Genomic DNA, 25137 nt, shown 5'->3' with positions numbered 1-25137 from the left:
AGTGAGCTGTATTCAGACATTAAAGATGGATCGTTAAACCTCAATGTATGATGTTACCACTCTCATGAATAAATATGGTTTAAGATATACTATGTGACATAGCGCCAAGTTTCCGGGTGCGACAATCAACCGACTGCAGGATTTCCGGGATTTACTGATGAACAACCATGCCGAAGAACTGGACTACTGGAACGACAACACGAGCGTCAGCATCCTCAAGCTTGACGTTCTTCCACTTCAAGCCCAGCAAGCGCCAGGGGATGGGCAAGCTGCAATTGGACGCCTCTTTACGGCGGTCGCTGGCCTGACTTCCGGCAACGGCGAAGACATTAAGGCGGTTATCACCGGCTATCTTCGCAAACAGACCACTCGCTACGAGACCTACCAGTGGCAACCCGAGGACGTTTACGCCCCAAGGAATCACAATAACGGCATTCCGCCGGTGCGACTTCTGACGTACCCAGAGCAACTGACATCCGATACTGGTGGCCGGATTCCCGCGCTCGACCTTAGCCGCCTGATCGCTGGCCAGCTTGGGAAAGACGATGGCTGGCGGGCTCAAATCGTTGAGCAAATCGAAGCCGCGAGACCGGAAGATATGTGCTACGCGCTCAAGATTCCTTATGAGCCAGCAGACACGGAACCCGACTCTACAGAATCCAGCACGGAACCAGATATTGACCTGGAGCTGGATGACGCGGAACCAGAAGCTCACGATGAATCAGAGGTGCCGGCAGCGCCGAAAGAAAGCGACAATCCTGAGCCAGAGGCCGTCGGTCTGGATGCGGACGACGACTGGGATATTGACCTTGATTCTGAAACGCCTGAAATGGAGAGTCCCGACGGAAAGGCAGTCGCAGAGGCCGAAGAAGATGAAGATATGGCCTCACTGATTGACGAGTGGGACGAAGAGGATGAAACCGCAGACAATCTAGCCGCGCTCGCGAATGAGCCGCAGATTGAAAATGAGATTGACGACCTCGTTGAGCTGGACGGCGGCGACGACCTTCAAGAGCCCGACCTGGAGCCCAACACTTTCGACAAGCGAAACGCCGTGGCCAGTACGTTCGCCTGGGATCAGCCTGCCGCAACCTCCGAACCAACAGAAAGTCTGGTTAACGAGCAATCAGCTGACGACCTGAACATTCCCGAAGATAACTCAGAGTCTTCGACAGCACCGGATACAGTAGCTGCAAGCACATCGACCACAACTCCAACAACCCCCGCTACGACGCGGCCAACCCTGTCTGCCGTTCCAACCCAGCGCGAACCCGCTGAACCCACCACCGAAGCGGAAAAAGTGGCCAAAGAGTGCGTTCTGTTCAATGAGGATGGATACGACATTGGCTTCTATGGCTTCGAGCACGGCTCTATGGCCATCAGCAACGGGACGGGCGATGCCGGCACTCTGTATACCACCAAAGGCGGCAATACAGTGGTTCACGTTGATGGCTGCAGAGTCCGCGAGATATCCCAAGATAACAAGGATGAGCTGTTCAAGATGATGGGTTACAGCCGGGAAGCCAAGAAGCTCTACAAAAAGGCAAACCTGAACTGCGTTCGGTGGCTGGACTGAATGGCCAAGTCGATTGATCAGATAGTAAGGTATTACTCGTTCTGCCTGACTGACGCTCAGGCAGGGCGAGCATCAATTACCAGAGCTTCCTGGCATCGACTCCCCTATCGTCGGTTGAGTAGCAGTGCAATTGCCAATGGTCGACTTGACGATCAAGCCCAGAACAACAGCGGCGACGAACTATCAACACTTACCCGAGCGGACGTAAACGCGTGGTCAGATTCATCAACAGTTTGGACACCACTGGTTTGGCATCCATTCGTTTTTGAGCGCATTAGCGCCGTCCGCCATGGCATACAGACTCACCAGTGGGCGCCCGATTTTCTGGCGCCGATTTCGATTCTCCTTTACGCAAATAGAGACGGCCGGGTTATGGTCGTTGGCCGACCCCGCTTTAGCCGGGAATGCCTTGAACCGGCCGCCCAGGGCTCTGTCATCCTCGGTTCGGTTGAGCTGGCGGACCAGTTCTACGACTCCAACCCGATTGACGAGCAACTACCCCCGACACATGAAGACAGTTTCAAGCCAGGGACGGACGATCATCCGGCCCTAACACTCCCCGAAGCCGCAGAGTATGCGCGTCGATTATTTGAGGCGGTCTGCCAATCTGACCCGCATCAGCCTATCCCGGGAGTGACATACCAAAAACGGGCTTACGGCATCGCTCTACCCGCGCGCCAAGGCGTAGGTGCCGTGGAACCCCTGCTGAGAACCTACGACGCGATCGAGACACTCCAACCGGATCTGGCGTGCCTTGAGCGAGTCCTAAGCCCCCTGCTCGGCCACCGCCATGTGAAGCCTGGCCGTGCAGAGGCATTACCACATGCAATGACACGGTGGGGCACGATTAATGGCTTCAGAACGCTAAGTGATGACCAGGAAGACGCGGTTTGCGCAGCACTGCACCTGCAGCCCGGCGAATCACTAACAATTCAAGGCCCTCCCGGTACCGGAAAAACGGCAATCCTGCAGGAAATGGTGGCATCTCAGGTCGTGGAGAGCGTCCTCAGAAGCAAAAAGCCCCCTCACATTGTTATCGCCAGCACCAACAACCAAGCACTCAGGAACGCGCTTCAAAGTTTTTCCACCAGCCGGAATGGACAACCAAAAGACCACACCGAAGCCTTGATATCCCGTCGCTGGATAGATCAATGGCCCTCACTTGGCTTTTACAACGCAGCCACACAAGCTGCGAGCACTGCTCGCAAAGAAGGATTGCCCACGCTGGAAGATATGGAGGCGCTTGAACAAAACGTTGATCTCAATGCGCTGACGATGACATTCGTTCAGCACTCACGCGCTGTCACCCGTAGCGACGAAATCGCGTCGATTGAGTCAGCGACTTCCGCCTTGAAAGCCTTGCTCAAGGCGGAAGCAAAAGAACAACTCTGGGCTCGCGCCCTGCCCGACAACCTTAAACGCGCCGCGAAAACCAGCGCCATACCAACATTGCTTCGCCACCTAAAAGAACATGAGCAAGTTTGGAGACGTAAAGGCTGGCTGCGTGACGCCGGGGACATTGCGGCATGGCAAGCAATCAGATCTGAACTCAGTGCGGCTGAACGGGCGCAGCGAGCGTTGGCGGATATTCAGAGACAGATTAAAGCCATAGAGCAGGCAGCAGCAAAGCACTGGGAACAGGACTGGGGACTAAAACTGATCAGGCCTATCCGCAAGAGTTCGCTCGGAAAGCGCTGGGCAGGAAGGCGAATGAAAGGCCTATTGGTGGACGGTGAAGCCATGCCGACACCAACGGCAGCACTCCGCGAACTCAGAGCCAAACAGAATGAGCATCAAGGCACGCTTAGGGAAGCAGTGAGCAACCTGATTGGCGGAGAGAACATGCGGCGATGGGAAGGGGCCGCGAACCGCATCCTCAATGAGAAGGCGCGTGGTCGCTGGTTCTGGCTTGCTCTGCATGTCCGGGAAGGCGAATGGATTGCTGCGATGAGCGAACGTGAGCGTAGCGGAGCCAAAGATGGTCGAACCCGAGAGAAAGTAGTAGCCCAACTTGATCGAAGATTTCTCCTGTCGCCCGTTATGGTGGCCACGCTACACCGACTACCCAAGATCCTGTCCTATTGGGACATTCAACGGCAAGCCGAAATACCGCTATTTGAACAGACCGATCTACTGATAGTAGATGAGGCCGGACAATGCGCGCCCGATGTTGCCGCTGCGAGTCTCAGCCTTACCAAGAGACTGGTGGCCATCGGGGACAAGGAACAGTTGGAGCCAGTCTGGAGCCTTGAGCTTCGAGAAGACCTTGGGAACAGGGTTGCCTCGGATTTGATAGCCCCGGATCAGATCAACGCTGTAGAGAGCGAGACGATTACTCGATCGGGGGGAGACGTTAGCTCAGGCAGCCTCTTGAAGCTCTCGGAACGGACAACCAGGTATCGATCGGACGCTGGCGGCGAATCGGGCATCCTACTCACGCAGCACCGTAGATGCCTGCCGGAGATATTCACTTTCTGTAATGAGCTTTCGTATCAGGGAAGGCTAACCAGCGCGCGAATTGATGACTCCATTTGCCCCCTTCCGCCTGTAGGCTTTATTGATTGCCCAGGCGCGGAGCGTCAACAGTACGGCTCTCGTCAGAATGACTTTGAAGCAGAGCTTATCGCGCAGCTGGTCGAGGAACATGCTCCGAAGCTGAGGGTGGCTTATAACAAAGACGCCTGCGAAACGATTGCGGTTGTGACGCCATTCAAAGCACAGGCCGAGCTGATTGATACCGCCCTGACAAAAAGGCTCGGCAGAAAGCATGGCATTACTGTAGGCACCGTCCACTCCCTTCAAGGCGCCGAGCGTCCAGTTATTATTTTCAGTGTGACCTACAGCGCCGTTCCAGCCGGTCGAACCTACTTTTTCGACCAATCCACCTCAATGCTGAATGTGGCCGTTTCGAGAGCGCAAGACTCGCTAATCGTGGTGGGCGATCTGGACACCCTGAATCATGCCGGCTTGCCGGGCAGAACGCTTGGAGAACACCTAAGGAAATATGGTAAGCGAGTACCGTGGCCATCCATGCCAACGGACCAGACCGGAAAAGAGACCTGGCTGACCAGTCTCAGGAGAGTCTTTGGTTCAAACGCCATATACAAAGAGACTGAGTCCGATAATGCGCTGATCAAAGCTTTGTCTGAGCGAGAGCTCGGCTCAGTCATCTTGGTCTCAAGCGAAATGGACAGGGTAGGATTACAGGCGGCCGGAAACGCCATGATCAAAGCCTCCCGAAGCGGAATGCGTATTCAATGGCTTATTCCGCACGACTATTTGCTAAGCCACAAGGACAGCCAGGTATTCATGCGGGCAATCGAGACTATCCGCTCCAACGGTATCCAGGTTCACTACATCGGCGCTACGTTCAATAACCTCTTACTACTACCCGAGGCCGGCATTGGCCTTTGGGGAGAAAGCTCGTGGTTATCCGGAGAACCACCAAAACGAATGGCCACCACACAGTCCAATGCGGCGGCGCTCTGGGAAAGACTGGTAGAGCTACACAACTTGAGAGATCAAGACGGTGAAAGCGCCGGCCGGTTGACCGCCTGATCAAGAGTGCGAGAAAAGGCCGCGATTATGGACTCAGCCCACTCCTGAAACTCAGCAACCCACAAATCTGGAACCAACGCCTCATCGCCGTAGCCGAGCGTGGCCATAGCCCCATCGCCATCCGAAAGCACCTGAGACCAGGTAATTACCAGCGAACTTGGAGCACCAGCCTGCATGAGAGCGTCAGCCAAGACAGGCCAATGGTCACCCGTTGAAATTTTGGTCCCCGAATCCCGAATATGCTGGGCAGCACGAACCAGGATTCGAAAAGCAGGCGGGCAGTCGATTTCAGAGGCCAAAAGCCCCGCGCGAATATCTTTGCTCCACCATGCGTCCAGCTTGCCTGCAAACAGTTCCGGAAGAATGAACGGCGCCCTGGCAACTCGATAGAGCCAGAACCTTGCAGCATCATCGAGAACCCACCGTTGCTCATGTGCAGGATAAACGGTTCCCCTAACCCCATTGTGTCCAATGCCGGCCGGGCAGTAACCGGTTCTATCGTAAACGTAGCGCAGAATAGCCACGCGCCAATGAGCATCGGAAGGAAGTGACACCGGGGCACCCTCTGACAAAGCCTGGTCAATCAGCACTGCATCCCCAATGGACACCGGAGAATTGACCATTCCAATTACGCGGTCAAACCAAACCTGCTCCGGCTGAGCATGAGGCAATCCGCTTATCAGGTGCCAAAAATGTTCGCAAGGATTAGGGCACTGAACAACGCCCTGAAAATAGGTGTCCGGATCTTCTTTCTGAGGAAGATGGGCCGCCACGAAGCGCTTACCCGCGGACAACTGAGAAAAACCGATGAGAAGCGCACGTTCCGAAGCTGCAATGCCGGCCGAGTCACCATCGGTTAACATGCAGATAGTGTCAGCGAACCGGAACAGCAGAGCGATATGAGTTTGGGTGATCGCGGTCCCCAAAGACGCAACTGCCCAAGTGTCCAATTCTGCAATTCGCAGAACATCAGTAACACCCTCTACAGCGACAACCCGATTTGCGGACTTGATTCGCCTCCACGCCTCTCTGACCCCCTCGTGATTCAGAGTTGCGTGCCAGGGAGTTACACCATAAAGCGTTTGGGATTTGCTGAAGATAAAGGATTCCGGGCTGTTCAGATACTTCCGATCAGGCATGATTGCCGTACTTTCCATTCCTGGAACGACCCGCCCGGAAAAGGCGACACACCGACCATCGCCATTGGTAATCGGGAATAGCAACCTACCCTGAAACATTGATACCTGATGACGATCCTTGAGCAGCCCGCTTTCTTGGGCAAGCGTTCGCCAGTGTGGCGCCGAAAAGGAAGTTGGTTGTGCGTTATACGCAGAGGATCCCGAAATATGACTCCACAGAGGTGAATCAGAAGGAAGGAAACCCAGGCCATAGCGCTTCACCAAATTAGGCCCAAAGGCGCGCTGCTTCAGATAACGGGAGACCGGGTGTTGCGGGTCACTGAGGACGCACAAAAGGTAGGCGTGGGCCACCTGAGCAGTATGATCATGGACTTCGATCATATCGGAGCGGGAAGCGCGATTAATGCTCGTTGACGCTTTCCGCCCTTTCTCTCCCTGCCGATCGCTTTCGCTGCGAATCTGGTACCCCATCTTCTCAGCCAGCAGACGGATTGCCCGACCCTGGGATACGCCAGTTGATTCGGCTACATAGGTGATAATGTCGCCGGTTGCGCCGCAGCCACGGCACAGGTAAACACCCTTTTCGTCATTCACGGAGAATGAAGGCGTCTTTTCCTCTTTAAAGGGACACAAGCCAACGGCCTCCCTGCCCATCTGCTTCAGCTCAACGCCACTGTCCTCGATGTACCTGGAAAGAACATAGTGTTGTTTGATTTTCTCAGGAGCTTCCGAAAAGTTGATAAAAGGCGACACCTTGCTCTCCAGGGACACTTCAATGGGTTTGCAGATCACATACAGGCAATCATGAATCGTATAATACCCCATAATCTAAGGGCGACGGTGAGCCAAGCCCTATAGGAGCCAGCCGTTTTCACCGGAGAAGAACCATGGCCGAAGTGTCACTTACGCAACAGCAAGAAAAAATCGCGAATCACGTTGATGGGGCGCTGATCGTCTTGGCCGGCGCTGGCAGCGGGAAGACCGCAACGCTGGTGCAACGAGTGGGACGCCTGATCGACCAGAATATCAACCCGCGGTCGATCATGTTGGTGACCTTTTCGCGGAAAGCTGCGAAGGAAATTAAGGTGCGGCTATCCAAGGCGTTCGGTTTTGATGGCGAGGACGTTGTTGTAGACACATTCCACGGGTTTGGGTTTCGGTTTCTCCGACAGTACAAGGACATGTTTGGCCTGAAAGAAGACCAAGACTGGGTAATTCTAACCGAAAATGAACAGCGCCGATTCATGAATGACATTGGCAAGCCGCTGGCGGATAAAGCCAATGTTGAAGCAAAGGAACTGCGTAAAAAGCTCAAGGAAGACTTCTCGCTTTGGTCACTGATGAAGCAGAGCGGAGTTTGCCCGGGCAACGTCTCTGATGCACTGATGGCACTTGAGAAGGCGCGCTGCGCAAAATCCGGAGCGACACCGAACCATGAGAGGGTCTCCATGTTGGACCGTCTTGCAGCACAAACGCTTGTTCAATACGAAAAAGACAAGCGCTCAGGTGGATACCTCGACTTCGACGACCTCCTTTTGCTCCCTACCCGGGCCCTGAAGAAATACCCAGAGGTGGCCAAAGGCCTGGCCATGCAGCACCGCTATATGATGGTCGATGAGTCACAAGACACCAACGCCGTTCAATATTGGATGACCAAAGCGATTGCGGAGCACCATGGCAACCTGGTTATGGTTGGGGATGACGATCAAGGTATATACACTTGGCGAGGGGCGAGGGTCGCCAACCTTCGACGCTTCATCGAGGATTTCAAGGCGCCCGTCGCCAAGCTGGAAGAGAATTTCAGATCGCACTCAAAGATCGTTACGACAGCCGGAAACCTTATCAAACACAACCGGTCACGCCTTGCCAAAAAACCGTTCTCCGCAAAAGACCAAGGAACTCTCCCCGAGGTACGAGTCTCCGAACGGGACAGAGATATGGCCCAGAGCATTGTGGACCAGATATCCGAGCTTCGTGCGCAGGGGGCTGAGTACAACGATATCGCCATCCTGTATCGGACTAACCGGATGACAACGATCCTGGAACCAGCCCTTAAACAAGCGCACATCCCATACTCGGTGGTTGGCGGAATGAGCTTCTATGAACGTCAGGAGATTCAAGCCGCCACAGCATGCATCCGGATAGCCAACAAGTGGGACGACTGGATGGCCTTGCGCAGTCTACAGCCCTACATTGACGGGATTGGCAAGAAAGGAATCAATGACACAATCAAGTCACTGCAGGAGTACAACGAGAACCTGCTTACGCTCGCCATTCACGAAGCACCACAGCAATTTGGCAAAGCCGGCATACGACTTCAGGCGTTTCTGGTAGAAGTGTTCGCAAATACCCATGGCAACGCGGACAATATGACACAGCCAGAATTAGCCAGACGCCTGGTGCAATGGATGAAAGATGGCCCGATGAAGATCCTTGATCGTGAGAAAGATGATGTGGTGCGAGTGAAGCGGTCTGACAATCTGGACCTTCTGGTAGACGAAATCGATCGGGCAAAGCCTGACTGCTTCATGGAATATCTGATGGAAGGCCCGATCAGCGATTTTGTAGAGGCAAGCGATGACGAAGACAGAGTTACCCTTTCCACCATTCACCGCTCAAAAGGGCTTGAATGGCCGCACGTCATTATTGCCGGCATGTCGGATGGTTTAATGCCGCTTGATTCTGCGAAGATGAACGGCCGCCCTTCGGCTACGTCACCTTCCAAAGACCAAGCTGACCCAGATGACGATGGAGGAAAACCAGAAGAAGAACGTCGGCTGGCGTACGTTGCTGCAACTCGGGCAGCGGAAACGCTAACTATGCACCACGCCGACCTTTACCACTTCCCAGGCGGTGAGCCCGTGGTGGTAGACCCTTCCCCATACATTGCCGAAATGGGGCTCCAACTGCCACAGGCCCAGCTGACAAACAGGGAGGGCTACCAAGCAAAAAAGCCGGAATTTACGCCTGACAGGTCGCCCCCGCCACCGGTGACCGAAGAGCACGATGAGCCTGCTATAAGGATTTTCGGATGAATCGGCTACGTATTAAAGCGCCGGCATTCGAACTACAGTTAGCTATGTGATAATAGGGCCACATTACTTCGGTATTTGTGGCCATGATTAAGCAACTTCGGATCTACCAGATCGGCGACGACAACCCTCCTTCGATTGAAGAAATGGAAGCAGTTGCCAACAACTACCCCGCCCGGGAGTGTCAGCACCTCGAACAAAGTACGATTGGCTTCCGTGAGTTCGACACCATACCCGACACCCGGGTTATCCAGCTTGAAGGCTCCCATTTCATCTATGCGGAATTGCTCGCGTTCAAACGCTCGGTACCCAAGAGCTTTCTGGAGCGAGAGCTGAAGAAGCGGGTCAAGCAACGCGAGAGCCGAGGCGAAGAAGTCGCCAAAGGCGATTACAAAGAGATTCGCGCTGAGATCGTTCGAGAACAGCTCCCCAAGATGCCGCAGTCTGAAACGGTCACTCCGATTGTATTCCAGGCCATCAGCAAACATTGCTGGATCGGTGCAAGCTCTGATGGCGGGGCGGATGCTGCAATAACACTTCTTCGCCGCGCCGGGCTCAACTTTGCGTTCACCCCCATATTTGAAGGCATCAATATGGAAATGTGGCTTATGGAGTGGATGCTGCAGCGCCAGGAGCTCCCCGTCGGCATGATCCTGGGAGAAAAAGCCAAGATAAAGGATGAGCTTGAACCGAAAAGTACCATTACGATCAATAACGAAGACCTCCGAGACTCCGAATTACAGGCCGTCGCATCATCGCGCAGTATCGCCGCCCTTGAGCTGCACTGCGAAAAAATGACTTTCATGCTCCACCGAGACGGAAGCCTGAAAAGTATCAAGTACGAGATTCAGGATGACACCTTTGACGATCTCGCCCATAGGGCCGGATACCTCCTGCTTGAGACCGACAACACTCTGAAAACCCTTTTTACAGCGGTTGGCGCACCTGCGAACCAGTAAGGAACACCTGATATGCGTTTTGTAGATCGAATTGTCGACAACCTGGATGCCGCCCTATGTTATGCGCATGAGGCAATCTGGCGAACCAATCCAAGGAAACTCATCGACCCAGCCACCACGGACGACAAGCACACATTTGTCCTTCGCGACGGCACAATGATGACCGTTCTCCGGGTGCGCGGACTTACCTCCACCCTGCAAGGGAGCGAGATGCGTGATTTGATCTACGAGCTGGCGGAGATTTGCGGCCGTGAACTTATGAGCAGTGGCGCGCACAGCTTCTCCATCTCCTTTGAATTCGATCCAGATCAAGCCTATACCTACGCAAAGAACGCGTTACGTGGAACCCAGCTTACAGCTCGAAAGCTGGGGATGGGCGAATTTATAGACGAAATCATGGAGGAAAAGGCAACCACAATGGCAAAGTGGTGCCAGGCAGAGAACTGTTACATCGCTCTTTACACCTATCCTCGATCTATCGCCAATAACGAAATGTCTGGTCAGATCAAGGAACGCACAGAGGCCATGAAGACGTGGCCGGCAACTGCCGAGGCGCTCCTGAATGATGCTGCGTTCCCGCAACTGCGTGTCCGGCACAGTAATATGGTTAACTCGTTTGTCACGAACATCAGCCATTTGCGGAGCATCAAGGACGCATCCCTGTTAACGCAATATATTGATGTTCGCCAGTACATGCGTCTCGCCAAGCAAATTACCGAACCGGGAAGCGCGCCAGATTTTGAGCCGCGTGTAGCTGAAGATTTCCTCAAAGAGATGCATGTACCGGTCAAACCTCGGCGGCGCGACTTTCGCAATGCCGATCACATGATGCCGCCGCCCTTCGGGGATCAGCTTTTTGGCAGCAACCCCGAAACCATTGGCCTGTCCTATGTTGTTTCGGGCAACCGGATCCATTACGGGCTGGCGGTTTCGCGTGGGCCGACTGAGCCGGAGACCTTTGACCGTCTTATCATACAGGCGTCCAGTATGCGTCTACCCTTCCGGATCTGCATGAGCTTTAAGCCGAAGGGAGCGGGCGTTGACTACCTCAATACAGCCCTCGCCAAGACCTTCCCGTGGGCGTCGACGGTAAATCGCCAGGTCAAAGAGGCGCATGTCGCTTTGACAAACTATGAAGACAAGTCGAATGGCGTGGTGCCCGCCATGTTCATCACGGCATGCACCTGGGCCCCGGCGAACCCGACATACTCAAAGAAGAACGGTGTTACCTACGATCTGAAGGAAATCAGCGACCGAGCGACAAAGCTCAACCGGGCGCTGCAGTCATGGGGCGGCTGCCAAACGACGGATGCGTTTGCCGCACCCATAGAAGCAATGATGGGCTCACACGCAGGTCTATTTGATCACCCCCTGGGCAGCGTCATGGCTCCACCAATGCCGGACGCAATTGGGCTTTCGCCACTATTCCGACCAACGACAAGCTGGACACAGCGAGACGGAAACATGCTTTTCCGGAGCGCTGAAGGCCGATTCCTTCATTATCAGCAGGGGTCGCCACGCCAGGCAGCCTGGGTCACCATGCTCGTTGGCCCTATGGGCTTCGGTAAATCGACAGCCCTGAACACTCTGAATCTGTACTACCTCTTGAATCCTTCAAGCTCCCGGGATATGCCCTTGCTGCGGAGTCTCGACATAGGCCCAAGCTCACGGTCGATCGTCGACGCAGTGAGAATGTCGGTACCGGACGACCAAAAGAACATTGCACAGTACATCCGGATTCAGAATAACGAGAAGTATCAATTCAACCCGTTCGATACACCGCTGGGATGCGAAGGCCCGATGCCCAACCATCTCGAATTTTTGGGCAACCTGATCGGCACAGTTTGCTACTCGATGCAGGGCAATTCTGCCGTTGACAAAATGATGCCAGGAATGATCGGGGCTGCAGTTAACCAGTTGTACGAGCGTTACGCATCCCCGAAAAATGGTGGAGACCGAGCCCGAACCTACTCGTCGCTTGCTAACCCATACGTTACTGAAAAGGTCGAAAAGCACGGGATCGAATACGACGAACGCACAACGTGGCACGAAATCCGAGATGCACTGTTTAAAGTTGGAGAAATCAGAGCAGCCCTCATTGCCCACCGGAAGGCCATGCCAATCCTGCAGGACCTGATCGGTGTAATTGCATCAGAGGCTATGCAAAGCGACTACCCCGATACGATCGGGGGCATCAACGTATTGGATATGTTCTCCCGTAGCATTCGAGAGGCCGTCGAGCTGTTCCCCATGATCAATGGGGAAACGAAATTTGAGCTGGGCGAATCCCGAGTGATCAGCCTGGACATGGAAGACCTGGTACCGCGGGAACAAACCGATCGAGCCAAATGGAAGGCGTCGATAGCCTTCTTTATTGGCTACGATCTGCTGACACGCGACTTCTTCTTCCACGAAGATTACCTTCCCCTGATACCAACGCAGTACAAGACGTACCACGGCAAACGAATGAGAAGCCTGAAAACCGATGACAAGCGGTTCTCCATGGATGAACGGCAGCGTTTTGCAAAAATTCCGAGCGCCCAGGCCCAAGTTGACGGCCTAATTGCCGAAGGTCGAAAGAACAAAGTCGATATTCAGGTCGCCAGCCAGCTGTTTGAGCACCATACCGACCAGTCTATTCGCCTGGCCACCACGATAATCATCCTGGGCGCCGGCAACATGACCAGGGAAGAAGCCGAGGAAGTCCGCGCCCGCTTCGATCTTACGCATTCACAGATGGAGATTATTCGACGCATCCGGCCGCCCTCCAAAAAAGGTGCAGAAGCGTTCGTCATCTTCAAAACCAAGGATGGATCACAGGGGCATCACGTTTATTTGACTGATGGCCCAATGTACCTTTGGCTGATTGCCACAGAGGCCATTGACCGGGCGTTTAGAGGCATGGCGTATGAAAAATATGCACCAAATGAAGCTTTACGCCGACTAGGAAATAAGTACCCGGGCGGATCCATCAAGGGAGAAATTGAAGACCGACTTGCAAAACTTGACGAATTTGAAGTGACCGAACACAAAACAAACGATATGTTACAAACCTTGATTGCAGAACTGTGACGCAGTTGGCAAAGTGCGCAAGGATTAAATTATTGTAAGTAGGTAGCTAAAGAGCTAAGGACCGGATGTCGCCCCCCACTAAAAGAAGATTACCGGGCAGCGCTGGATTAACAGGCAATACTGATTGGACAACACCATGGCTTGCATCATCGAAACAACCACCATCGGCATATCGCGCAATGAAGCTGGAGAGCTGACTGCATTGCGCTATTTCACCCCGGCCCCACTATTCGGGCCAAAGATTCCGGAGGCGATTGATGCAACCATCATTGATGATAATGGTCCCTGGTGGCTTGGCCACACCGTCAACCTTGATATTGATGGTGAGGAAATCGTACTAAATTGCCAGGTACAGCGCGCAAGTGAAGCCGGCGTGAACGCCCCTTCGGCGAAGGAAATCGAGGCGTTCATTAAGCGCCACGGGGTTATTGAGGTGTGCGAACAGATTGTTAATCCAGACACCCTTAGCTATGAGCCGCGCACCCATACGATTTCTGCCAGCTACTACAAGAATCACGTGGAATTTGTGATGAACTACCACTATGGCACTGGCGATAAGGTACAATGACGGTTCTGTACTACTGAACTACAGTAACCCTTGAGAGGTCGCTATGACAGTGATGGTTGAAGCGCTGGTACGCGCAACCCGGGATGCAGAAGGTGAGATCCAGGATCTCACGTTTGGCATTCTTGAATGGCCCTATTCGGACTTGGAGCCAAAGCAGGTTCTGCTGGTTCAATACGGCTTGAAAGGAAGCGATAACGACCCAATGTACCTCATCGCTCTCATGGACGACGATGAAAGCATGTTTGAAGTGGCCTTCCGGGCGGACGACAGTATCCGTCAATATGCCCAGGAATCCGTTTCAAAAAAGAGAGTTGTGAACATAACGCGACTCCCAAACCTGTACGATGAAATCGGATCAGAAGCTGACGCAAGAAAAATAAGAAACTATACGGCGCCCGCTGACGTGTATAGGAATACAGCGGACGCAATCGTTGCGCTTTGTCAGGCAACGGCAGCATCGTAGAACACACTTAACACCAACCTGCTAGAACGCAGCGGAGTGAGACGCAAATGAGCGCACTGACAAAACGCGAACAAGCATTCATGGCCACCATCGAGGACTGGATGGGCGACGGCAACAGCGAGGTGTACCTGGCAGGTAGCACTCGCGGACCAATTCACCTGGACGAACGGGAGCAGCGCTTTGACATTCGCGAAGATCAGGCGTTGAGCGACAACCTGATTGACGCTCTGATCGAGAAGGGAGTGAAGGATGCCCGGGTTTCCGGCGAACACACTCTCGACCTTCTGAATGAAATGGCCAGCAACAACTTCAACCTGGCTTTAAACGAAGCAGCCAATGAACGCTTGGACGATGATGAATCCGAGGACTTCGCCCCCGGAATGCATTAATCAGCGTAACAAGACAGACCAGAAAAGCCCGGCATTGCCGGGCTTTTTTATGACCAGCACTCCGCCAGCAGGCACGAGCCGAAAGGCGAGATGCCTGGGTTGCACCGACGCCCGCAGGGCGCAGGTGCGACAGACGCTATCCCTGCCTCCGTCTGCACAGCAGACGCCTCAAGGCCATCATTCCTCTTTGTCCGCCAGCGCTCGTGTAAGTACAGCGTCGAGCAATGCAACATCAGAGTGGGAAAGCTGGTTCTTGGTTGCGGCCGTAATGAGCTTGTCATGCAAACGTACGATATCCGCCCTCTTCGGGGGAATAAGGTAAGAGCGGGCAATGCGCTTTACATCAGATAGCCCACGCTCTTTGGAGGAGAGCCGCCCGGTAATATCGGTCATAGTCTCCCGGCCGGTCTGCAACCATTTCGGATTCACGCCCAGGGTTTCCGCAATTTCCATGGTGTATTTCGAGCTGCGAATCTTGTGGCGCAAAATCTTCGACAAGGTACTGCGAGTCAGAACCACACCATGGTCGCGCTCCAGCGCCTTCCGCAGCATAGAGCCATTCATCCGGGCATAGCACATCGCAAAATCCAGCCGCGCCCCAAGCCCGGTCGCCGGCACCGCCTCCACGGCTTTCCCGCCGTGCTCGCTCCCCTCAAAAGAATTGCCACCCACATCCGCACGATCAACCATAATAACACCTATATCTTGTACGTTGTCCCACACTGTCCGCTACCCCATACCCCCGCACTGCGTCACAAATGCAACATCAGAGTTCGGGGTTTTGGAAATTTGGATAACCAAAAAACACCGGAATACCGAATAAATACAGGGTGATAGAGATATATCGGCTTTCCCTGGTGTCGCCCGTTTGACCCGCAAGGCTTTGGCGTATCACTCAAGCTGCGTTGTCGAGCATTATCACACAGTATACTGTAGTCAACACATTCAACGGTGATACGGAGCAACCGCCATGTTTAACCCAATGCAGGCCGCGCAAGAGCTGACCCGCCAGCGCAATCAACAAAAAACCACGGTTATTAAGATCGAGGAATACCAGATCGATACCCAGGACCCGAAAAAATCCAAGATCATCGGCCTGGATATGTTTTCCAAGGATGACAACGGGATACCCAAGCGCGTTGAAGTCCGCCATTACAACGAGAAGACCAACGGTATCAACGATTTTGCAAACCCGGGCGCCATGATGCACACGGAAGTCGGCGGTATGATTCGGCTCTCCAAATACAAGGTGGACGGCAATGGTGCATACGTCACCGACCATATGCAGCGTATCTCCAAGAATGCTGGCCCCAAAGTGGCAGCAAACCAGGAAAAATCGGACATCTGCTTCTCCAAAGGATGGGTGAAGATTTACCCCAAGCGTGACCCTGGCGATAAATCGAAACTCGAAATCGCTGAACGGGGCGGCCGTCTTTATCACCGTGCCGATGTGATGGTAATCCCTGAAGACGCCTCAGTGACTAAAATGCACTTTGGCTCGGATGCCTTTGATGGCGAACTGCACAAAGCATTGAATGATGCCATTGACATGGCCCCCCGCGGTACACAGCCCATGATTATGGTTCGAATGCCCGGTCGACTTCAGGCCGAGGAAATCCGATTGAACGCATATAAGTTGGATGATCAGCGGAATGCGGTTCCTCTCACCAAAGAGGAAATCATCGAAAACGCGATGTCCAGATCGCGACTGGCAACCAGTTACATACCGTCGCATCGGCAAGCCCTGGATAGTGGCGAGACTGGTGAATGTGAATTTGTTACTGGCTTCACATTGGGGGCTATCGGTCTGAAATGGGACGGTCGATCAATGCAGAAGAACGCTCAAACCGGAGCCGAAGAGCCAAAGTATAATGAGCGCTCTAAAATTGAAGATTTTATTAGCGAAACGGCTCAGCGCCATCGTCTTCCACAGGAGCCCGGACAAACGAAGACGCTGTACGCCCTGGATGATGGCGCCCCACAGTATTCTTTTGGTGTTCTGAGCTACCGCTCCAAACAAGTGCCGGAAGGACGATTTGCTATGGCAGATCTGGACACTTTTGGTCGTGATCACGGTGTCCAACTGCGGGTTTCGCCAAATGCTGGTCTTGACGAAAAGCCCAATCCTTATGAAGCAGTACCAACTGCAAACACACATCAGGTAACCCAGCCAAATCAACCTGCGGCGAACCAGCCGTCACAACCGGCTGCCCAGCAGCAGGCGTCGGTGAGTCAAGGACAGCCAGCGGAAGTACAACAAACCGCAGCGACAAACCAGCCACAAGCAGCTGCCCAGCAGATAGTGCAGGAAACCCCGCAAACTGCCCCGGTTAACCATACCGCTCAGCAAACGACGACCGTTGCAGCACCGACAACCACCGCTGCAGAGGTTGAAGAGGTAGATGACTTGGCAGAACAGACCGACTTCGGGCTGGACGATTTTGCCGATTCAAGCTTCGAGGTGGATATGGACGACATTGAAGAGCAACTGTCCAGCCAAGGCCTGTAAAGGCTGCCCTGGCCCCTTCGGGGGCCTTTCCTTGTTTTTGGATACCCACTTTTTAATTGGATATAGGTACGTTTATGGCAACCCCTACCCTTCCCTGGCCAAACCTTGAAAGTTACAACCTGATTGCCCAGGTTGCCCAGGATAAAGCCGGGAAATCCGTGTTATTGCTTCGGCCTTCCAATACTCAGGAAGACGAATCAGTTTCGGTAAAACGGGCTGAATTGCTGCAGACCAAGCTTGAGGACATTGCCATTAAAGTGGGTACCCAAAGATTGGGTGCCAAAATTATGAGAGGCCATATCAACGTTTTGCTGGGCCCCATGATCGATACGCCGGCGAAAATGTCGGCCTTCCTGCAGAAGTTATATCCCCGAGCTCCCTTGATGAATTTGACCGCTGAGCAAGTTCGGCAGTTCGAATTTATCCGTGAGCAAGCCAAAAAGATTCAGCAGGCCGAAGACGTTACAGCGGATAGCCCTTTCAATCTGGAATCCCTGAAAGCTGCATTGCCGGGTGACCTGGATGTTTGGGTACCCGAGTCCAAACGATCGCTGATCCTGTATACCCACGACAACACAGATGAACCGATCCTCCATACGCGTACGGTGGAGAACCTAACCAATAAACAGGCGTTCGAACTGATCCAGGACGGCCTAAAAATCTATTGGGAAGCCGGCAAAACGGACAAGATCGGTGTCATCCAGGAGCGCCGAAGCGCTTTGGAAAACCAATGGAAAGAAGTGGGTAACGATTATTTCAAACTGGCTCTCCTGGACCTTGAAACGGAAGTCCTGAATGAGTGGGAAATCGAAGCCAAGAAACGGAATACCGATCTGATTGAGCAGCGCCCCTGGGGACTGAATGACCTGATTGCTCTTCGGGATAGCCTGAAAGAGCGATTGGATGGCCAAGGCCAGGTGATGGACGACCGGTTGGTTAAAAAGGTAGCCGATATTGAAAACCAGATTGCCGAAATCCGGATCGCTCAGGTTTCGGTCGAAGGGAGTGAGGAACGGGATACTGTTCGGGACAACGTACAAGAAAAAGAGGGTTTCCAAGAGGACGATCGGCTGAGCGAAGCCGATGTGGTGGCCACCCTTGGGGTGAACTTTGCCGGTGAAGCGTTGTACGAGGACGGCAACGGCGTTCGGTTCAAAATTGAGCGGGGCATGCGCATTAAGGAGAAAGTGGCGCTGGTACCAACCCGTGGTGGCTATGAAAGCCGGAAGACTGAGCGACAGCTGGACTGGCTGACGATGGATGAGGCGCTGGAAGCGCCCTTCTCTGGCCTGACGCTGGCCATGCGTGTGCGCGGCATGTATGAAGCGGTACCGGAGAGCCAGAAACTCAGCAACGGCTGGGCCGGCTTGGTGGTCAACCACGGGGCCCACACCGATTCGGTGGCGGTACGCGCCCTTGAAACAGAGGCCGGCGCCTTGCGCCTGTTGTCACTGACGGTGAACCCGCTGGCGGACGGTGCGGAACCGACCATCAACGCCCAGCTGCTGAAAGTCACGTCCGATAGCCGGATTTTGGCTGACGGCGTACCCCGGCAGGCGCGGGATGAAACCCTGAAATTTTGGGCCAGCCTCGGACTTTCCTTACCGGAGAACGCGCCACAAGCGGCCCGCGAGCGATTTGAAGCTGTTACAGTGAATGTAACAGTAAACGAACAGGAGAATACCGATGACCGAACAGACGCAACTGCCGGTGGTCCGGGAACTGATCGCCAAAGTGATGGCGGAAGTAGCGAAGTGCCCGCAAACACCGGAGGAATTTCCAGCGGCGTGCCCGCTGGCGGACGAAGTGGAGGGGTGCCTCGGAGCGGCGGAAGCGTGGCTGGAGGAAACGGCGATGACGTTCCAGCTTCAGTGGCTTCTGGGGAGCAATCCGGGCAACCTGCTGGAACAGTCGTTGACCAAGGCGGTGAGCGCGGCAACACTCAAGAGCGCGATGGCGCAACCGGGGATCAGCGCGGGACGCAAACACATGCTGAAATGGCTGTACGAGGGCCAGGCAGCGGTGGAGGAAATGGCCGCGATGGACAATCCGAGCATGACGATTCCGGAGCTGGAGACCGTCACCCGGACAACCCGGGCGTCGGAACAGCCGGTGGAGACAATGCAGGCGTTTCTGGACGACCTTCTGCAACACCTGAAAACCCATTGGCTACGGAGCCCACTGATGATCGGGGCGCTGGAAGACCTGGCGGATCGCAAGCCGGAGTATCTGATGGAGCTGATGGAGAATCCGGAGAATCCGAAGCAGCTGGCACTGGCGCCCTTCCTGGTTCTGGTGGGACTGCTGGAAGCCCTGCTGGACAGCCATCAGATGACCATCCGGCACCGACTGATTCAGCGGACGCAGAAGAACATGAGATCCATGCCGGTTCAGGAGAGGATTCGACTGCAGACGCAGATGGAGACGGAAGCGGCACACCTGCTGGGCGAGTCGATTGGGAGCAGTTTGCAGACGAACAGACCGCTGGCAGCGCTAAAGGACCTCAACCCCTGCGCGGCGAACCTGAACTTGAAGGCCGCACTGCCTCTGAACGCCTGAGAGATAACCTGGCAGCCATCCGGCTGCTGGGTACCCTCGAAAAAGATGGCTCCGAGCCGACCTACGAAGAGCGCCAGCAACTGGCGCGCTTCTCCGGTTTCGGGGGTATCCACGCCCACATGTTCCGCACCTATGGAACGGCCCCCAAATATGTCCTGGAAGCGTCCCGCACCGTCAGCGAGATGGTTCGTGACGGATTGCTCGAGTCCCGGGAGCTGGACTCCATGCGGTCAACCATTCTGAATGCACACTACACCCACTCAGGCCTGATCGGGCCAATGTGGGAAGCCCTTGATCGCATGGGGCTCCCGTTGAACCGCGTACTGGAACCCTCCTGCGGTATCGGTAACTTCAAAGCGTTTATGCCTGAATCCGTGGCGCCAAAGGTTAAGAGCTTCACCGGCATTGAACTTGATCGCTATACAGCCCGCCTCGCGCAAGCCGCACACCCGGACGCCCGAATCCTTCAATCTGGATTTGAGCGCACCAGCTTCCCGGACAGCTTCTTCGACACCGTGATCTCCAACATTCCGTTTGGTGATTACGGAATGTTCGACCCTGAGCACCCGGAACGCAGAACCACCATTCACAACGCGTTTTTCCTCAAGGGTCTGGACAAGGTGCGCCCCGGGGGCGTGGTGGCGTTCATCACGTCGGCCTACGTCCTCGATGGCAAAGACACCGCAGTACGCAAGGAAATCATGGATCGCGCCCACGTTATGGGCACCTACCGACTGCCGGCCGGCACGTTTGAAAAGACCACCGGTACCGAAGTGGTGACGGATGTGATCTTCCTGCAGAAAAAGGGGAATTTCACGCCAAGCTACGAGCCGATCAACATTCTGGATACCAAGTCTGTCTCAGCGCCCCTGACAGGCAGCGCCCAGGAGATCGCCGGCGAGGTGTACCAACCTGGCGAGTTGATGGACGGGTTCACGATCAACCAAGCCTATATCGATCAGCCAGAGCGCTTGTTGGGTGAGCTGGCGGTGGTAAGCAGTCAGCACGGCCCGAAGCTGTCCGTACTGGGCGGCGGCTCGGTGGAGGAACAACGCGAACGGGTCAGCGCAGCATTTGAAACACTGCCGACCAATGTATCGGATGACCAGCACCAGACGGTGACCGCCGAGGACATCCAGCAATTCCTGGCCAGCAACTCTCAAGCGGCAACCGATCTGAGCGAATTGCCCGGGGCACTCTCTATCCGGGGCGAACAGATTTATGTCAGAACGATTCGCCCTGACGGCAGTATTGGCGATGAGCCCAACACCAAGTTTCCGAAGAACATGCAGAAACGGGGCGTCGCTGCGATTCAGGCAATGATCGCACTGTCAGAGCTACTCGACGCTGAGACAAAAGGTGAATTGTCGGATGCAGAGCTGGACGACCTTCGTGCAGCGACTCGCCAGCACTTTGACAATTGGGAAGCCGTGGAGAAGAAGGCAAAACCAGCCTTCTCCAAAAAAGCGTGGAGCGAGATCACGAAAGACCCGCGCGCGCAGCGCATGGCCTTCAAAGAAACCTACGATGAAGAATCCCGCGAACTCAATCGTCCTGACATTCTGTTCCAGCGTACCGCCCGGCCGCTGAACGAACAGCCCTCGCAAGCCAAAGACTTGCCGGATGCCCTGGCGATTTCCCTTGCCTATACCGGCATGATTTCCGAGACCTACATGATCAGCCTACTCAAAGAGGTGGACCCGGAAATCACGGTTACCAAGGTCCGCCAGCAGCTTGTCGAGCAAGAGCTGGCGTTCATTGATCCTCTGACCAACAAAATGGTGGAAAGAGCGGTTTACCTGTCGGGCAACCTGGCACCGAAGATTGAAGCTTGCCGGAATGTCCTTGAGGCCGCCCCGGAGTTTCAGAAAAACCTCGACGCTCTGGAAGCATCCCTGCCGGCGCCACTGACCGCCAGCCAAATTAAAGTGAGCCCCGATGCTTTCTGGCTGCCAGAAGATGTAATGAAGGAGTTTCTGAAGCATCTGGGCATTCCAATCGAAGGTAGTTGGGGTGTCCGCCCCTATTTCGATGACGTTGAACGTCATTGGAGACTGGAGCCGTCAGCGACCTCCGGTAAGCCATCGATGGCCGCGATCGCCCGCGAGAATGACCATGTATTGAAGTCACGCTGGGGCACCGAACGGCGCCATGCCCTGGACCTGTTGGGCAACCTGTTCACCAATACTATCCCGAAAGTTCAGGATCCGATTCCCGGTACCGAGCCAACCCGATACGTCATCAATGTTGAGGAAACGCTCAAGGCCCAGGCCAAGCATGACGAGATCAAGGATGCCTTTGATCGCTGGATATTCAAGGATCCGCAGCGAGCGCAATCTCTGGTCGACCTCTATAACGAGCGATTCAACACCACGGTGCTGTATGAACCGAACGGTGACCACCTGGTATTCCCCGGAATGGCGGAAAGCTGGGTACCGCGGAAACACCAGAGCGACTTCATTTGGCGCGCAGTGTCCGGCAAGAACAGCATGACAGCTCACGTAGTTGGCGCCGGGAAAACACTTCAGCTGATCGGCTCTGCCATTCGAGGCAAACAGATGGGCCGATGGCGCAAGCCCATGGTGGTCGTACCGAACCATATGCTTGAGCAGTTCTGCAATGACGCACAGTCCATCTACCCCAACGCGAAAGTGTTGATGATGAGCGCGGCCGATGCCCGCGCGGCAAACCGCCCAGGGTTTGCGGCCAAGTGCGCCATGGGCGATTGGGATCTGGTCGTTTGTACTCACAGCGTTTTCGAGAAGATCACAGTCCCCAACGAGTTTGAGGCCCTGATTGTTGAGCGCGAGCTGGCAAAGCTCCGAGCAGCCCTGGACAACGAAGAAACCAAGAAAACGCCGAAAGAGGTGGAAAAGGCGATCAAGCGCCTGGAAGCCCGCCTTGCCCGAACCATGGATGAAATCAACAAGGGTAACGAAAACATCCTGAACATGGAGCAAATCGGGATCGACTTCATCGGCGTGGATGAGGCCCACTACTACAAGAACCTGATGCCAGATACCGCCAGCGCCATTCCAGGCGTGACTAACGCAAGCTCCAAGCGTGCGATGAACATGCTCATCAAAACACAGTACCTCCGGGAACTGCATGGCGACTGCTATGGCGTGATGATGGCCACCGGCACACCCATCAGCAACTCCATCGTTGAGTGCTACACCTTTACCCGGATGCTCCGCCCTGACCTGCTGGAAGAAATGGGCATCTATAACTTCAACGACTGGATGGGCCTGTTTGGCGAAATCAAGCACGGCATGGAAATGAAGCCGGAAGGTGGTGGCTACCAGATGAAGTCGCGCCTCTCCCGGTTCAAGAACATTCCCGAACTGGTCAAGATGATCCGGACCTTCATCGACTTCAAAACACGGGAAGATCTGAACCTCCCCAGCCCGGAGATTGTTACCGAACTCGTGTCCTCCGATCAGACCGAGTTCATGGAAATGTTTATGAAGTACATCGAGGCCCGGGCCAAGGATGTGCGAAACCGGCAGGACTCGTCTGACCGCGCCGGGTTGATTGCCAAGGCTATTCGGGAGGGATTGCACCGTGCCAACGACAAAACTGCCCTCAACGACGCCCAGGATGAGGTTGACCCGGACGACGTAGAAACACCAAAGGATGACATTCTACTGACAATTGCGACTGACGGACGAAAAGCATCGCTCGACCCACGGTTGATTCATCCGAAATTCGAGGACAACAGCGAATCCAAGGTCAACAAGTGCGTCCGCAACCTGGTATCAATCTACCGGAAGTTCGACGAGCAGAAAGCCCTGCAGATGGTGTTCTGTGACTTCTCAAGCCCCACCGGCAAAGGCATTTTCAATGTCTACGACGATGTACGAGAAAAGCTGATTAAAGCAGGCATCCCAGAAGACGAAATCGCCTTTATCCATAGCGCCAAAACGGACGCAGACAAAGAGGAAATGTTCGCCAAGTGTCGCTCCGGCGAGATTCGCTTCTTGCTCGGCTCCACACAAAAAATGGGGGTTGGTACCAACGTCCAGGAAAGGCTGGTCGCCCTGCATGAGCTGGATCCACCGTGGAAACCCGCAGATATTGAACAGCGCCTCGGGCGAATGGACCGCCAAGGCAACTCATTTGAGACAGCTTACAGTTATCGGTATGTGACCGTTGATTCGTTCGACCTGTTCATGTGGGAAACCCTGAACCGGAAACTGAAGATGGTGAACCAGGCGATGCGCCGGCCCGAAGATTGTGCCCGGGAGATCGATGAAGAAATCGAGCCAGGCTATGAGGACATTCTGTCAATCACGACCGGTAACCCCGCGATTCGTGAATTCATGGATGCGCGCCAGAAGCTTGATAAGCTCAAGCGTATGCTGGATAGCCATACCGACGCACAGGCCGACATCGGCGGCCAAATCATCAAGGCCGAAAAGAAGATCGAGCGCATTGAAGAATATCTGAAGCTGAAAACCGAAGAGCGCGAATTGGTGCGCAATAACACTCCAATGGCACTCCACATCGATCGCCCGGTACCCAAGCTCTGCGAAGGGCCCACATCTATCGTTGGCGGGCTCAAGAGCCTTGGCGGAGCACTTGAGGTGCTGATTGATCAATGCCCGAAATACCGCATCACTGATATTGGCACCTTTGGCGGCCTGACGGTTCAGGTAAACCGGATGGGGATATCGTCGGCAGTTCAGGTGCAGCGACTGGACGGCACGCATGAGGCGCTTTACAAGGTAAACGACGCGACCGATATGTACGGCCAGGAAGAAGATGACGATACTGTTGATCACTTCTACGAAGCTGCAAAAACTTTGGTGAGTTATGTCCGTAAGATCGGAAAGGACAATGGCATCCCCAAAACACAGGCAACGCTGGAAACAGCAAAGGCCAACCTCGCCTCGCTGACCGAAGACCACGGCAAACCGTTTGCCTACGAAGAAGAGCTGCAGGCAACACGCCGCCGATTTGAAGAGCTGACCCAGATGGTGGGTGACGAGGTGAACGAAGACAAGCAGCTCGACCCATTACCCCTGTTCAAGTTCGCCCAGGCGATCAATAAGCAGACTGGCTCACACCAGCCCCTGGTTTCCTATGCGCGCACCATTGCCGACACCAGCGGCTCACTGATGACCAAGTGGGCTGCTGATGACACTGAGGACGATGACGAAGACCTGGAGCTCGCCCTGAGCTATGACGATGATCCGTCAGATGGTCCGGGAGACGGCGTGGCGTAAACGAGACGGAATGGTGGCCAGCTGCCCAGCCGGCCACCAGACCGCCGTACAATGGAGCCACCACAGTGACAACTACCACGGCAGG

At 54.5% G+C, this 25137-nt stretch carries 12 protein-coding genes; 10 read left to right on the top strand and 2 right to left on the bottom strand.

What is annotated here, in order from left to right:
• The first annotated feature begins 157 nt into the window (after positions 1 to 157).
• A complete protein-coding gene (locus tag ARC85_RS13225) occupies positions 158 to 1576 on the top strand; it encodes a hypothetical protein (RefSeq protein ID WP_286715055.1) in 1419 nt (472 codons plus the stop codon).
• On the top strand, positions 1577 to 5134 hold the full coding sequence (locus ARC85_RS13220) for a DEAD/DEAH box helicase (RefSeq protein WP_286715053.1): 3558 nt from the start codon (positions 1577 to 1579) through the stop codon (positions 5132 to 5134).
• Here ARC85_RS13220 and ARC85_RS13215 read toward each other — a convergent pair.
• On the bottom strand, positions 5098 to 7026 hold the full coding sequence (locus ARC85_RS13215; RefSeq protein ID WP_286715051.1) for a CHC2 zinc finger domain-containing protein: 1929 nt from the start codon (positions 7024 to 7026) through the stop codon (positions 5098 to 5100). The genes ARC85_RS13220 and ARC85_RS13215 overlap by 37 nt on opposite strands.
• 134 nt (positions 7027 to 7160) lie before the next feature.
• Between ARC85_RS13215 and ARC85_RS13210 the strand changes: the two genes are divergently transcribed.
• From ARC85_RS13210 to ARC85_RS13185, 6 genes are all read left to right on the top strand, one after another.
• Positions 7161 to 9308: an ATP-dependent helicase gene (locus ARC85_RS13210; RefSeq protein ID WP_011783251.1), complete on the top strand. Its 2148-nt coding sequence runs from the start codon at positions 7161 to 7163 to the stop codon at positions 9306 to 9308.
• 83 nt (positions 9309 to 9391) lie between these two features.
• Positions 9392 to 10264, top strand: coding sequence for a recombination-associated protein RdgC (rdgC, locus tag ARC85_RS13205; RefSeq protein WP_286715049.1), 873 nt, complete (start codon positions 9392 to 9394; stop codon positions 10262 to 10264).
• Between the two features lie 12 nt (positions 10265 to 10276).
• Positions 10277 to 13336, top strand: coding sequence for a putative type IV secretion/conjugal transfer ATPase (locus tag ARC85_RS13200; protein ID WP_286715047.1), 3060 nt, complete (start codon positions 10277 to 10279; stop codon positions 13334 to 13336).
• 136 nt (positions 13337 to 13472) lie between these two features.
• Entirely contained in the window at positions 13473 to 13904 is a 432-nt protein-coding gene (locus tag ARC85_RS13195; RefSeq protein ID WP_011783248.1) for a hypothetical protein, read from the top strand.
• A 43-nt stretch (positions 13905 to 13947) separates the two neighbouring features.
• A complete protein-coding gene (locus ARC85_RS13190) occupies positions 13948 to 14367 on the top strand; it encodes a hypothetical protein (RefSeq protein WP_286715046.1) in 420 nt (139 codons plus the stop codon).
• Between the two features lie 47 nt (positions 14368 to 14414).
• On the top strand, positions 14415 to 14756 hold the full coding sequence (locus tag ARC85_RS13185; RefSeq protein ID WP_011783246.1) for a hypothetical protein: 342 nt from the start codon (positions 14415 to 14417) through the stop codon (positions 14754 to 14756).
• A 177-nt stretch (positions 14757 to 14933) separates the two neighbouring features.
• On the opposite strand, the gene ARC85_RS13180 is transcribed toward ARC85_RS13185, so the two are convergent.
• Positions 14934 to 15446: a hypothetical protein gene (locus ARC85_RS13180; RefSeq protein ID WP_286715044.1), complete on the bottom strand. Its 513-nt coding sequence runs from the start codon at positions 15444 to 15446 to the stop codon at positions 14934 to 14936.
• 280 nt (positions 15447 to 15726) lie between these two features.
• On the opposite strand from ARC85_RS13180, the gene ARC85_RS13175 reads away from it, so the two are divergent.
• Both ARC85_RS13175 and ARC85_RS13170 read left to right on the top strand, forming a co-directional pair.
• The gene (locus ARC85_RS13175) at positions 15727 to 17265 is read left to right on the top strand and encodes a hypothetical protein (protein ID WP_286715041.1); all 1539 of its coding nucleotides are present in this window, start codon (positions 15727 to 15729) and stop codon (positions 17263 to 17265) included.
• A gap of 74 nt (positions 17266 to 17339) precedes the next feature.
• Positions 17340 to 25052: a helicase-like domain-containing protein gene (locus ARC85_RS13170; RefSeq protein ID WP_286715039.1), complete on the top strand. Its 7713-nt coding sequence runs from the start codon at positions 17340 to 17342 to the stop codon at positions 25050 to 25052.
• Positions 25053 to 25137: the final 85 nt, after the last annotated feature.

Origin of the sequence: Marinobacter sp. tcs-11 (genome assembly GCF_002049515.1) — a bacterium.
Lineage (GTDB): Bacteria > Pseudomonadota > Gammaproteobacteria > Pseudomonadales > Oleiphilaceae > Marinobacter > Marinobacter nauticus.
This window is presented reverse-complemented; position numbering and strand designations above follow the sequence as displayed.

Coding starts and splice junctions, on each gene's coding strand:
- ARC85_RS13225 (WP_286715055.1), top strand. CDS start 158: ATGAACAACCATGCCGAAGAACTGGACTACTGGAACGACAACACGAGC.
- ARC85_RS13220 (WP_286715053.1), top strand. CDS start 1,577: ATGGCCAAGTCGATTGATCAGATAGTAAGGTATTACTCGTTCTGCCTG.
- ARC85_RS13210 (WP_011783251.1), top strand. CDS start 7,161: ATGGCCGAAGTGTCACTTACGCAACAGCAAGAAAAAATCGCGAATCAC.
- rdgC (WP_286715049.1), top strand. CDS start 9,392: ATGATTAAGCAACTTCGGATCTACCAGATCGGCGACGACAACCCTCCT.
- ARC85_RS13200 (WP_286715047.1), top strand. CDS start 10,277: ATGCGTTTTGTAGATCGAATTGTCGACAACCTGGATGCCGCCCTATGT.
- ARC85_RS13195 (WP_011783248.1), top strand. CDS start 13,473: ATGGCTTGCATCATCGAAACAACCACCATCGGCATATCGCGCAATGAA.
- ARC85_RS13190 (WP_286715046.1), top strand. CDS start 13,948: ATGACAGTGATGGTTGAAGCGCTGGTACGCGCAACCCGGGATGCAGAA.
- ARC85_RS13185 (WP_011783246.1), top strand. CDS start 14,415: ATGAGCGCACTGACAAAACGCGAACAAGCATTCATGGCCACCATCGAG.
- ARC85_RS13180 (WP_286715044.1), bottom strand. CDS start 15,446: ATGGTTGATCGTGCGGATGTGGGTGGCAATTCTTTTGAGGGGAGCGAG.
- ARC85_RS13175 (WP_286715041.1), top strand. CDS start 15,727: ATGTTTAACCCAATGCAGGCCGCGCAAGAGCTGACCCGCCAGCGCAAT.
- ARC85_RS13170 (WP_286715039.1), top strand. CDS start 17,340: ATGGCAACCCCTACCCTTCCCTGGCCAAACCTTGAAAGTTACAACCTG.